Source organism: Cohnella hashimotonis (assembly GCF_030014955.1).
Classification (GTDB): Bacteria; Bacillota; Bacilli; order Paenibacillales; family Paenibacillaceae; genus Cohnella; species Cohnella hashimotonis.
Genome location: NZ_JAGRPV010000001.1, coordinates 7552625 through 7565399 on the forward strand (window position 1 = coordinate 7552625; position 12775 = coordinate 7565399).

Consider the following 12775-nt stretch of genomic DNA (forward strand, 5'->3'; position numbering starts at 1 on the left):
TCGTTAAGCTGTAGCCATCTTCCATCTTACCCGCAAAGGAGCGGTTCATCATGGTCACACAGCCGAAAACGATGAAGGCATTGCAAATCACAGGCAAGGAAAGCTACGCCATCGCGGAAGTTCCGATTCCCGTTCCACAGGACCATGAGATATTGGTTCAGATCGACATCGTCGCGACATGTCCCCGCTGGGATATGAACATGTACGGCGGCAGAGACATGTTCGACTACAGTCGTTCGCCGCAATATCCCCTCGCTCCCGGATTTCCCGGGCACGAAGCCGCAGGTGTCGTACGCGCGGTAGGAAAAGGGGTTACCGGCTATCAGGTCGGCGACAGGGTCGCCGCCCTCGAGCATATCGAAGGCAATGGCGCTTATGCGGAATATATCTGCTATCGGGAGCACGAGGTGCTCAAACTGCCGGATCATATCTCGTTCAAGCAAGCGGCTTCCTTCGAACTGTTGAAGTGCGTCATGATCGGTTTGTCCCAATTCGGCGATCTGCGCGGTAAATCGGTGCTGGTCTCGGGCCTCGGGCCTGCAGGCATGCTGGCGATCCAGGCAGCCGCCATCTGGGGCGCCTCCCGCGTCGTCGGCATCGACCTCAATCAGGCCCGTATCGACGAGGTGAACAGGCTCGGGCTCGGCACTGCCATGCATGCGGACCAAGTCGCTCCCGATACGTTCGATTTGGGCTACGATTGCGTAGGCGCGTCGGCTTCGGTGCAGTATTTGCTGGATAACGTGCGTTCTCACGTCGTCATTTTCGGCGTTCTGAAGGGCTCGGTGCAGTTCGACGAGCGGCTGTGGCTTCGCGGAACAAAGCTGGAGGCGTACCGCTACCGGAGCTTTGGCGAACGCGACCGCGAATTGCTGCTGGACGCCGTCGGCAACAAAGGCCTGAACTGCAGCTGCCTCTTGACGCATCACATTCCCTTTACGCGTTATGAAGATGCCGTCAAGCTGTTGCAGACCCAGCAAGCCGTCAAAGTCTACTTCCATCCCGGCTCCGATCTGGGACAGGAGGACGAAGCATGAGTCTGCAGGGAAAAGCCGTCGTATTCACCGATCGGCAGCGGGTCGAGGTGCGCGAAGTCCGGCTGCCCGCGCCGTCTGCAGACGATGTGGTCATCGATGTCGAGATCTCCTGGATCAGCAACGGAACGGAGTCCTCGTTCTTGCGGGGCGAACGCACGGCGGGAGACACTCCCTATGCGGAAGGCAATCCATGGCCGTTCCCCATCGTAGCCGGATACCAGAAGGTCGGCACTGTCCTGCAAGTCGGCTCGGCCGTATCGGCCTTCAAGCCCGGCGATCGCGTCTTCGCCACGATCAGCAAGGTAGAAGGCATGTACGAGCCTTACGGCGGCCATGTATCCCCGGCCGTTACGGCCGCAGATCAGGTCTGGAAGCTGCCGCAGGATGCAGCCCCCCTTGATTACAGCGGGCTGGTGCTCGCCCAGGTCGGCTATAACTGCGGGGAGCGGCCTCCGATTCGCGAAGGCAGCCGGGCGCTCGTCATCGGCGACGGCCTTGTCGGACATTGGGCGGCGCAGACCCTTCACCATCGCGGGTCGCGGGTGACGGTGCTCGGTCGGCACGAAGACCGCATGCGACTGCTTCCCGAGACGATCGGACATCTACGAAGCGGGCGGCAGGATACGGGAGCCGCGCTGCGCCGACTCGCCGAAGCGCAAGGCCTCGATATCCTCGTAGATACGGTCGGAGATATGGATGCAGTCATGGCCAACCTGCCTTTGCTGGCACACGACAGCCACTTCGTATCCGCCGGATTCTACGGGAACCGCGGTCTGGTGGACATCCAGGCGCTGCGCGACAAGGAAATCACGCTGCATGCGCCCGCTGGCTGGAACAAACGGCGCATGGACGCCGCTCTTGAAGGCATCCGTCAAGGCTGGCTGCAGACCGGCAAGCTGGTCACGCATCGGTTCCCGGTCGATCGGGCTGCGGAAGCGTGGGAATTGATCGTCGGCAGACACGAGCCTTACCTGGGGGTGGTGCTGGAATGGCGCCAACCTTGATCGAACGACTCCAGGAAAAAAGAACGGATGCCGGCGCCAGAGCGGTGTTGTACGTCGCGTTGGGCGACAGCGTCACGCAAGGATGCATGCAATTCGGCGCTACCGAGTATGACCACGTCTATCATGCGGTCTGCAAGCGGGAGCTCGAACGCCGCTGCGACGGCGCTATTATCAATGTAATCAATTCCGGAGCAAGCGGCGATACGATCGCCGCCTCCCGCGTCCGTTGGGATCGCGACGTTTTCCCGTACAAGCCCGATCTGGTGACGATCTTGTTCGGCCATAACGACGCGCATGGCGGCGAAGCCGGGCTGAAAGGCTTTGCGGCGGCGCTGGATGAGCTCGTAAGCCGATTGCGGGCAGAGACGGAAGCCGTTATCGTCCTGATCACGCCCTGCATGATGATGCGACACGATAACGCGAACATCGCCGCCGAGAACCGACAGCATGTGCCCGCATTTTTACGTCTTGCCGAAGAAAAAGCATTGGCGCAATATGTCGCGTGCATACGCGGCTACGCGGCCAGAAACGGTCTGTTGCTGGTAGACGCTTATGCGATGTGGGAGCGGATGGAGGAGAACGGCGCCGATATTCATGCCCGTTTATCGAACGGTATCAATCACCCCGACGCCGCTTTCCACATCGAGTTGGGAGAGGCTTTGGCAGCTGTCCTGCTGAGTGGCGGATGACCGGCTGCGTCGGACGAAGCGGACGGAGAGCAGAAAGCGGCGGAACAGGGAATGCCTGCTCCGCCGCTTCCGCATTCTGCGGATCTATGAATCTATGGATCTATGCAGAACCCGGTTACGCCTGACGCGCCTTCCGGCTTCGTTCAGCTTCGGCTGAACAATCTGTAGATAACGGCCGCCGCCTGTGCGCGATTCGCGTTCTGCTTCGGCGCAAAGCGTCCCGCGCCGCCCCCGTCGAGCAAGCCGGCCGCGCGCATGCGGTCTATCGCCTCGCGCGCATAGCCGGGCGCCTGTCCCAAGTCCTTGAACGCCTCCGATGCTCCTGTTGCCCCCTCGCCGGGCTCGATCTCCAGCAGGCGATAAGCCCGATCCAGCAGAACCGCCATATCGAGGCGGGTGATCGGCTCGTTCGCCCCGAACGTGCCGTCCGGCTTGCCCGAGACGATGCCAAGCTTGTGCGCGGAGGCGATCGAGCGGTAATGCCAGTCTTCCTCCCGCACGTCCTGGAAGACCGCGGTCGCATCCGCGTTCCCCCACTCAAACGCATTCACGAGCATCTCGACGAACGCTGCCCGGGTGACCTCGCGGCTTGGCTCGAAGCGATCGCCTCCCGTTCCTTGCACGATGCCTCTCGCCGCCAATGCCTCGATGCTGTCCCGAGCCCATGCCGACTGCGCCAGATCCGCGAAGGAAATATCGGCGTAGGCTGCGGCGTAACTGCTGAAATGCTCCGGGATAAAGACTACGCTGCCTGTCTGCGCCTGATATTTGCCATTGACGACGGCATGCAAGCCGTCCACTTCATTGATCAAATACACCACGACGTTGCCTGGCTTCTGATCCGCTTGAAGCCTGTATGGCATGCGAACCTCCACTTGGCCTCCGAACGAATTCAGTGCTGTCCCGTTCACGAGTAAATGAAACTCGTAAGCCGCGCCGTCCCCCAACTTCCGTCTGGAGGATTCCGGCAATTTCGCCGTGTCCAATTGTGAGATGCGGATCTCCAGCTTCCCCGACGCGGGCTGGCCCTGCAGCAGATCCGGCCGAATCGAGACAGAAGCAAACCCGGTATCGACAACAAAAGTCTCTACGTTTGCTAGCTTCGCCGTCTGCATCGGCCCGACAGGCAGCTCCAGCCGAATCTCCTTCGCTTGCCGGTCCGGCTTCGCTTCAATGCGAACGGTCCCGGCACTGCCGTCGCCGATGGCCGCCGTCAATTGCTGTGCGTCGAGCTTGCCTGCGGCGATTCCCCGGCTATCCGTCGCGATACCGACGACGGCTGTTCCCCGTTCAATCGCGACAGTCTGCTGAGGCACCGTGCCGGACCCGGTCGGGAGGCCGGGTTCGCCAGGCGTTCCCGGATCGACCGGCCCCTCCGGTCCTCCGGGCTCCGTCGCGATCGTATAAGTCCCCACGTCGGCCAATTCAAAGGCAGGCACATCCGTCAGCTGCGTATTGATCCCGAGCTGCACGCTCGTCAGCCGATCCAGATCGAGCCGATTGTTCGGATCCGGCGGACCGAAGGTGGCCAGCACGAGCTGCCTGAACGGCACGATATACGTGTGCCAGCCCGCCTTGATCGAGAAGCCGTTCAGCGTATAGTAGCGGCTCCCGTTGTCCTCGTTTACGATCAGCTTCAGATCCGTCTGCGGGATGTCCGCCTCGGCGTATACTTTGAAGGCCATTCCGCTCTTGCCCGAGAAGGCCGCGCTCCCGCTCACCTGAAGGAACGGATAAGCCCACTGATTGGTCTCGCCGAAGCTGTACTTGTAGCGAACCGCACCGGCTGCGGAGCCCGCTTCAATAACACCCGTGCCGGAAGCCGCGATCGCATCCGTCCTCTGCAGGTCCCATTGCTGCGGGTCGCCGCCGCCGGGAAGCGGATCGATCTGAATCCGAGAAATGCCGGTGAATACGTAGGCTGCGGAAACGGTCGTGGAATCGCCACCGAACGAGCCCCTGAAGCTAACTTTACCTTTCTCCATGGGCCGAACCTGGGCTCCGGCTTGCAGGCTGAAGGTGACCGTCTTCTTCTCGCCCGGCGCGAGCGCGACCGTCTCCACCTCGTGATCCAGCACCCAGCCGCCCGACGCCACTCCGCGGATTTCCCCTTCCATGGCGGTCTCGTTGAAGTTGTAGATCTCTAGCTCAATCGTGTTGTCGCCCGTCTCCTTCAATGCGTACGCGCCGAACAGCTTGGCATTGGAACGGGCTTCGTCCTCGTAATTCTGCGCCAGCACGATCCGCTGGGCAGGCGTTAATTCAGGCGCTTCGTATACAGGCTTCGCAGCACGTGAGAACGATGCCACCGGCACCGACAGCCGCTCGTCCTTCCGGATAAAAATCGGATCCGGTCCGATCTCGAAAGCGATCTTGCCTTCATGCGCTTCCGCCGTGCGGCCGCGTCCCATCAAATCGAACCACTGCGCCGCCGCGCCGGTCGAAGCCCACTCGACAGTCTCCGGCCGCTCCGACCAGACGACCAGCACCTGGCCTTCGCCGCTGTCGAACAGGTGACCTTCCGCGCCTTCCGGCAGCCCCTGAACCTGGCCGGCATAGAGGCCTTGGCCCAGCAGATCCGTCACATTTGCAATCGCTTGATAAGCCGCATAAGGCGCGTTATTCTGGCTGAACATGCCGTACTGGTTGCCTTGCTCCAAGTAGTAGGGCATCACAAACCAGAAATGCTTGTCCACCCCGGCTGCAAGCGATTGTACGGCGGAGGTCGCCATATACCGCGCTTGCGCCTGCTGCTCGGCAGCCGTCAATTCGCGCAGCGAGCCGGTCGGAATGGTGATCCCCGCTTCCGTCAGCCATGCGTTCCGGTTGCCCGCGGCATTGCTGTCCATAAATTGCAGATGCTTGCTCGCATTGTCGGGAAACGGGATGACCTCGGTATCGTACGTGCCGTATGGCAAAGGGTAAGCATGGAAGCTGTACGTATCCGCATAAGGAAAAACCTCGTTATCCGCCACGGTCTGCACATAATCGTCGGGCACGCCCGCCATTCCCGCCACCGATACGGCCGGCTTGGCTGCGCTGTCCCGGTAGCCGATCGCCATCGCTTTCATGAACGCGGCATACTGGTCGCCCGTCTCGTTTACGCCGGTGAACCCGCCGTCCGGCTCGTTCCATATCTCCCAAGCGGATACGCCGCTGCCGAAGTGATCCGCGGAATCGCGCGCGAATCGATAGGCCGCGGTCAGATCGTCCGGCAGTCGATCCTGCGGCCCGTGCGTCCAATCCGGCGCATCCCCGTATACGTCCAGCGTGCGAATGCCTTTGGACGTCACCGCCCGGTTGACCGGGTCAAAGGGGGAAAAGTCGTATACGCCGGGAGCGCTGTTGGCGCTTGCCCAGTGAAGCCGGTCGCGCATCCACTTGACGCCGGACAGCTGCAGCGCCTTGGCAAAATCCTCCGTCTGCGACGGCTTGACCAGCAGCGAGGCCGCGGCATCGACGGCAAACGGCGAGTCCGACAGCTGCTGGCGGGACGCATAAGGCGTGACGACGGACAAGTAGGTTTCCTTGACGACGTCGGTCCCTGACAGCTGCGCCGAGACGGTGTAATGTCCCTTGTCCAATATCCCCAGATCGACCTCGACGCGCTGATCGCCTTCGTCGATCGGATAGGCCTCGGCAGACACCGCCTCCTGCCAATAGTCGGTTACGGTCACGCTTACGGATGCCGAAGGCCCGGCCGGCCCGAGCAGATTCACGGACAGTCGAACGGGCTCCCCCGCTTCGAATACGTTAAGCGGCGCTGCCGTCTCCAAGGACCGAACGCCTGCCGGAAGCTTGCGGAACGACAGCCGGTCCAGATATAAAACATAATCGCCGTAGCTTCTGCGGTCCTTCACCCGGAAGGTGACCGTATTGTCGCCTTGCTTCAGGAAGAAGACGCCGATATCGTATTTGCGCACGGTATCGTTCACGTTGCCGACCTGCAGGGCGTTTCTTACGGGCGTTTCTTCCCCGTCGTTGACCTGAATCGAGTAAGGCGAGGTCCATACTTCCTCGGGCGGCGTCGATGCGACGATCGCTTCATAAGCCCCCGCTTCCTCCGCATGCAGAGAATAAACAGCCTCGTATCCGCCGGCCGGCGCCTCTTGGGACGTCTCCAGCCGCAGCAGCTTGCCGCCGCTGAACAAGCTCCCCTCGAGTACGTCGGTGAAGTTGTGAGCTGCCGCATCTTCTCCCTCGACGGCAATCTCGTATGTGCCGGGGTCCGCGCGCTCATCCGCCGAGGCCGGGTTCATGCCGGCAGCCCACGAGCAGAGCAGCGACAGGACGACCGTAATTCTAATCCATCTCGATGCCGCGGCATTCAATCGCTTCATAAACAAAGAAGCGCCTCCTCCTCATCTTGTGTGAACCGCGAAGGCCTGCCTTAATGGACGATCGTACCGTCCACGATCATATAGGTGCCGCTTGCCTTCACGACCTTCAGTCGGTGGTAGCCGATCGTAAGTCCGCTTTGACTGAACACGCTCTGCATCGCCTGTCGCGGACCGGATGTATAGGCGTCGATCCGTTGAACGAACACGCCGTCCACATAGACGTCGGCCAGACCTTGATCGCCGGATCGCTCGGACAGCAGTTCAATCCCGCTGCCGTAGAACGCGTAATCGAAGCTGTCTCCGTTCTGGGACGCATAGTGGACATCGTCGCCGTAATCCCCGACGCCTCGCGCATTCGAATATCCCCAGGCGCCGATATATTCCGCCGCCATCGTCGCATCCGTATCGTTGACATACTTCGGCACCGCGACAGCGTCAATCGTCATATAGGTGCCGCTTTTCTTGACGGCCTTCAGCGTATGCGTTCCCGGAGACAGGCCTCTCTTGACGAATACATGCTGCTGAGCCTGCCTTGCGGCAGCGTACGTATCGATCGTCTGGACCCATACGTTGTCGATGTACACGTCCACAAGACCTTGATCGACGTTCATCTCGCCGATCAGATCGATCCCGTCTCCCGTAAAGGCGTAGCTGACGCTGTCGCCGTTCTGCGTGGCATAGTGGACATCGTCCAGATAATCGCCGACCTGGCGATTGCTTGAGACCGCCCAGGACGAGCCCGTGTAGGAGAGCCCGGAATCGTTGACGACGGAGGAGACGACGCCCGCTACAGCCGCTCCGTTATACGCGCCTCTGTTCGGCTGCGCAGTCGCAGATACCGGATTCCCCCAGTAATCTTGTCCGCCGTTGTAAGAGACCGGCGTTCCGCTCGCCAGCGCCGGCGACCCTGCGGCAAGCCTGAAGCCCGATGCCGCATCCATGCCGTCCATCCCCGGCACAGGCGCCTGGAATTGAGGATCGGCATTCAGCTTGTGAGCGTCGGCCGGGCCGGTGAAGCCGTGGAACAAGTTGTAATCGTAGCTGTAACCGCTGTCAAAATTGCCCTGGCTGCCGACAAAAAGGTTGTTCCAGAAGTACACGTTTTGCTTCAGCGCGCTTCCGCATACGACGCTCGGGTCCCCGAGCTGGCAGTACGCCTGAATGCGGCCCGTCGTATAAATCGTATTGTTGTAGGCCTGCACGCCCGGCTTGTCGATCAGGAATCTGGCGCCGAGATCGGTCCCGGCCCCATCGTTTACGCTGATATTGTAGCGAAAGACAAGCCAGTCGGACCGCGTATTTTCTTGCTGCAAAATGATGCCGCCGGCATTGTCATGGCTGTAATTGTATTGATAGGTTACCGTCCCCGTATTGCCCCAGTCATTGTCCCAGGCCTCTCCATCCTGGCCCGGCCCCATATCCGCGATCCGCGCTACCTCGTTGTATTGAAAAAGCGGATTGCGGCTCACGAAAGCGAACATGCCGGCGATCAGCCGCTGGTCGCTGACGCCGTTGCGGCTGATATGCCCCAGATCGTACGCGCTATTGCGTTCGATCACGGGGGCGTCCGCGCCGCCGATCACGATCGCGTCCCTGCCGATGTTCCGGATCGTATTGCCGGCCACGCGCACATTCGTGCTGTAGTGGAAGTTCGCTTCCGGATTGGCCGTTATCGGGCCGAACCGGTTCATCATCAGAATCCCGATCCCCGTAGAATCGCGGATGGTATTATTCTGAATGAGCAGGTCGTCGAATCTGGCGTTCGTCACCGGAGATGGGGACTGATGGAAGTTGTTCGGGTCCTCCTCGGTCATCACGTAGATCGCCGCATTATTAAATGCGCCGACCGTCTGGCCGTTGCCATCCGTGCATTCCCAGCAGGAAATGGATTTGACGTCGGCGACTTCAAGGTTAAGCAAATGAATGCCGCCGTACGTCCCGTTCTGGCTGGCATGAACGTAGACGCCGCTGCGCTTCCAATTATCGTTTCCGGCAGCCGGAAACGTAATTTTTAAGTTTTGCACCGTCCAATAGCTTTGGTTCTCCAGCTTGACGGCCGCCGATAGACTAGCATCCGTCGATCGGTCCCCGGCAATTACGGGAGCGGCGCCGCTCCCGTAACGATCGATAACAACGGGATTGCCGGCAGCGCCCGAGCCCTTCGGCCATAGCTGTCCTGTCCATACGCCGCCGGACTTGAACAGAATGCGGTCGCCCGGTCCGAATGTCGTACCGTTGATTTTCCCCAGCGTCCGCCAAGCAGTCGCCGGGGTCGTCCCGCTGCCCGCATCGTCTCCGGCCGGATCGACATAATAGGTCATACTGCTCGCGAGAACCGGAGACATCGGAAGCGACAAGCCCGACAGGAGCAATAACGCAGCAAGCATGATCCGTGTTGCCATACCGTTAACCTGCAATCCCGCACGCAACATTGGCAGCAATCTCCTTCATGTAGGTAGTGAACGCACGCGCCTAGCCTTTAATGCCGCTGAAGTTGAAGCCCGCGATGATATAGCGTTGGAAGAACAGGAACAGAACGGCCGGCGGGACAATGGAGAGGGTCAGCGCGACGAACATGATGTCCATTGGCGCCGAGCTTTTCAGGTTAAATATCGCGACCATCACCGTCCACAGCTCTTGATCCTTCAACACCATATAGGGCCAGAAAAAATCCGACCAGGCATTGTTGACGGTAAGGATGGACACCGCCCAGAGCACCGGCTTGCTAAGCGGCAGCGCGATCCGCGCGAACAAGCCCATGGAAGTGCAGCCGTCGATTCTGGCCGCTTCGATCAGCGCCTGCGGGATGCCGTCGAAGAAGCCTTTGAAAATGATGATAAAATAAGCGTTGGCCCCCGCCATCAGCCACATCGGCCAGAACGAATTCGTCAGATTCAGCCCGAGGATCGGGAAGTGGACGAGATTTTTGAACACGCCCACCATACCGACCGTGTTCGGCAGCAGCATGGTCCAGAGCACAAGCGTCATCAGTACGCCGCTGCCAAGCGGCTTGAGCCTGGACAGGACGAACCCCGTAACGCCGTTGAACAGGATCGTCGACACCAGGGTGCCGCCCGTAACCGCAAGCGTGTTGCCGTATATCGTGAGAAATCGGTAATCGCGCCAGGTGGAGACGATTTTGTCGACCTCGAAGGATCTCGGCACGATCGTCGGCGGGATGGCGAAAAACTCCTTCACGTCCTTCAGGCTGGACAGTAGCAGCCAGACGGGCGGGAACAAGCAGACTGCCGCTACCGCCAGCATCGCGAAGAACATCGTCCAGTAGAGCAGCTTGATATGCGGCAGCTTGATGTCATGCATGCCGATGATGCCGTTGTAATTAGCGTTCATACTGCTGGTTCTTCACTCCTCGCGAATTAATCCGACCGCCGGTTGACCCTGAAGTACACGAAGGTCAGTACAAGCAAGATCATGAAGGTCATGCTCCCGATCGCCATCGACTTGCCCGCATCGAAATAGCGGAAGGCATAGAAATAACTTTGCAGCATGAGGGACATCGATGAGTTGCTCGGTCCGCCCTCCGTCATCGTCAAGGGTTCGTACATCACTTGAAACACGCCGATGATCTGCAGGATAAACATGATGCCGATAATATTGGAAATCTGCGGAATCGTGACATTTCTAACGCGCTGCGCGACCCCGGCGCCGTCCAGCGCGGCGGCCTCGTACAGCTCGCGGTTCACGCCCTGCAGGCTGGCCAGATACAAGATGACCGAGCCGCCGAACGACTTCCAGGTCATGGTCACGACAATCAGCGGGATGCTCCAACCGGGATCCTGCAGCCACGGATACGGACCAAGTCCGATTTTGCCGAACAGCATATTCAGCAGTCCGCCTTCACCGGGCTCGAACATGAACATCCACATCATCGCAGCCGCGATTCCCGGGACGATCACGGGAAAGTAAATCGAAAACTTGAAAAACGACTTGAAATGAACCAGTTCGTTCACGATGATCGCGATGACGATCGGAAGCGCGAATCCGATCGCCAGCGACCATACGACATAAGAGAATGTATTGATCAGCGTCTGCTGAAACTCCGAGTTCTGGATCACTTCGACGTAGTTTCTGATCCCGACGTACTGCTCCGCCCGATATCCCTTCGTTTTGAAAAACGACAGGTAGAGTCCCGAAATCAGCGGCTGCCAGGAAAAAATGATGAACAGGAACAAGCTGGGCAGCACAAGGCCCCATACGGGGATCTCTCTCCAAATTCTTCTGGCGATTCTCATTGCCGGGCCACCGATTACGCCTTATCCAGGTAATCCCGTTGGAAGTCCGCTACCGCTTGGTCGAGCAGCGCCTTCGGGTCGGCGCTTTCCTTGGTCAATACGGCCTGAATCACGACGTCGAGCGCCTTGTACAGCTCTTGAGAATTGATCGGCTCTTCCGGTCGGATCGTGACGCCTTCATTGCTCATATAGCTGTTCCACAGGTCCATGTTGACGTTCGTATACTTGGCGCGAATCTCGTCCTGCGTCTTCACCACTTGCGGGTCGGCCCACAGCGACATGCTGTGCGGGCCTACGACGCGGTTCAGCTTCTGGTCGTTCGCCAGCGACTCCTCGAATACTTTAAGGGAATCTGCGGACGTATCGGGCGAGTAGCCGCGGTATTTAAGCCATTTGAAGCCTGCGTCGATCTGCTCGGGAGAGCTGTTGTTAGAGAACATGTACAGCGAACCGCCCATCAGCGAATACTTCCCCTTCGGTCCGGCCGGCACCGCCGCCATCGCCTCGTCGTCCTTGCTCATCTTGTAGTCGTTGATCGGCTGATTCGCCCAGTCCGCCGTGCCGAAGCCCATGCCCACCTGATCCGTCCCGATCATTCGGAACAGGTCGCTGACGTCGACCAGATTGTTGTCGGTCAACACCTTGTATTTCCACTTCAGGTCCTTCACGTATTGCAGCGCCGCGACCGCTTCCGGGCTATTGAATACCGCCGTCCACTTGCCGTCTGCCTGCTTCTCGAACTCCGCGCCGAACGACCAGGCGATGTTCATGAACTGCCAGCCGCCTTGTCCGTTCTTGGTCGGGAGGAAGAAGCCGGCTTTTCCTGTCTTCTCTTTGATGACTTGCGCGGTCTGGGCCAGCTCGTCGTAGGTTTGGGGATACTTGGGCACGCCCTTGTCGTCGACGAGACCGGCCTGCTTGAACAGATTGACGTTCAGCCACAGTCCCATGTAGTAGCCGCTGGTCGGAAACCCATAGATCTTGCCGTCCTTCTTGACCAGGTCGAGCATGCTCGGGTTGAGCGACTGATCGTAGCCGTACGCCTTCATCGATTCCGTCAGATCGGCCGCATAACCTGCATTGATGATCTTCTGGGGCTCCGTGAAAAACGTGCCGAAGAGGTTGGGGAGCTGTCCGCTCTCCGCTTTGGGCAGGAACGTGCTGGCATCGTACGGATAAGGCTCGGTTTCCATCACGATGTTGGCGTTGGCCGCCTCGAACGCCTGCTTCCACTTTTCGAATTGCGGGAGCGACTGGTCGTTCGTCTGCGGCCAGTCCCCGTTCACGAACGTGATTTTCTTTCCGCTTGCCGGCGAGGAAGAAGCGGTTGCAGACGCCTTGCCGCCGGAAGCTTCCGAAGCATTGGGCTGGCTGTTGCCTTTGGTCGTACATCCGGTCACCATGACTGCAATCATCGAGCCGGCGACCAAACCCTTCATAAACTTGTTCAAA

8 protein-coding genes are annotated in these 12775 nt (G+C 59.5%); 3 read left to right on the top strand and 5 right to left on the bottom strand.

Annotation, left to right across the window (positions count from 1 at the left end; translation table 11 throughout):
• The first annotated feature begins 50 nt into the window (after positions 1-50).
• From KB449_RS30120 to KB449_RS30130, 3 genes are read left to right on the top strand one after another with little or no spacing between them, the layout of a single operon-like run.
• Positions 51-1037 carry a zinc-dependent alcohol dehydrogenase gene (locus tag KB449_RS30120; RefSeq protein WP_282911887.1) on the top strand — a complete coding sequence of 329 codons (987 nt, stop codon included), beginning with the start codon at positions 51-53 and terminating at the stop codon, positions 1035-1037.
• Positions 1034-2041 (top strand): zinc-dependent alcohol dehydrogenase, encoded by a 1008-nt coding sequence (locus KB449_RS30125; RefSeq protein WP_282911888.1) that lies wholly within the window; start codon positions 1034-1036, stop codon positions 2039-2041. Before KB449_RS30120 ends, KB449_RS30125 begins: the two co-directional genes overlap by 4 nt.
• Entirely contained in the window at positions 2026-2730 is a 705-nt protein-coding gene (locus KB449_RS30130) for an SGNH/GDSL hydrolase family protein (RefSeq protein WP_282911889.1), read from the top strand. Before KB449_RS30125 ends, KB449_RS30130 begins: the two co-directional genes overlap by 16 nt.
• Positions 2731-2873: 143 nt before the next feature.
• Here KB449_RS30130 and KB449_RS30135 read toward each other — a convergent pair whose 3' ends face one another.
• Genes KB449_RS30135 through KB449_RS30155 form a run of 5 tightly spaced genes read right to left on the bottom strand, consistent with a single transcriptional unit; the run spans position 2874 to position 12774 of the window.
• A complete protein-coding gene (locus KB449_RS30135) occupies positions 2874-7070 on the bottom strand; it encodes an S-layer homology domain-containing protein (RefSeq protein WP_282911890.1) in 4197 nt (1398 codons plus the stop codon).
• A 50-nt stretch (positions 7071-7120) separates the two neighbouring features.
• Positions 7121-9502, bottom strand: coding sequence for a right-handed parallel beta-helix repeat-containing protein (locus KB449_RS30140; protein ID WP_282911891.1), 2382 nt, complete (start codon positions 9500-9502; stop codon positions 7121-7123).
• Between the two features lie 40 nt (positions 9503-9542).
• On the bottom strand, positions 9543-10421 hold the full coding sequence (locus KB449_RS30145) for a carbohydrate ABC transporter permease (RefSeq protein ID WP_282911892.1): 879 nt from the start codon (positions 10419-10421) through the stop codon (positions 9543-9545).
• Positions 10422-10447: 26 nt separating this feature from the next.
• Complete coding sequence (locus KB449_RS30150; protein ID WP_282911893.1) at positions 10448-11323, bottom strand: carbohydrate ABC transporter permease; 876 nt, start codon at positions 11321-11323, stop codon at positions 10448-10450.
• Between the two features lie 14 nt (positions 11324-11337).
• Entirely contained in the window at positions 11338-12774 is a 1437-nt protein-coding gene (locus KB449_RS30155; RefSeq protein WP_282911894.1) for an ABC transporter substrate-binding protein, read from the bottom strand.
• Position 12775 lies beyond the last annotated feature (1 nt).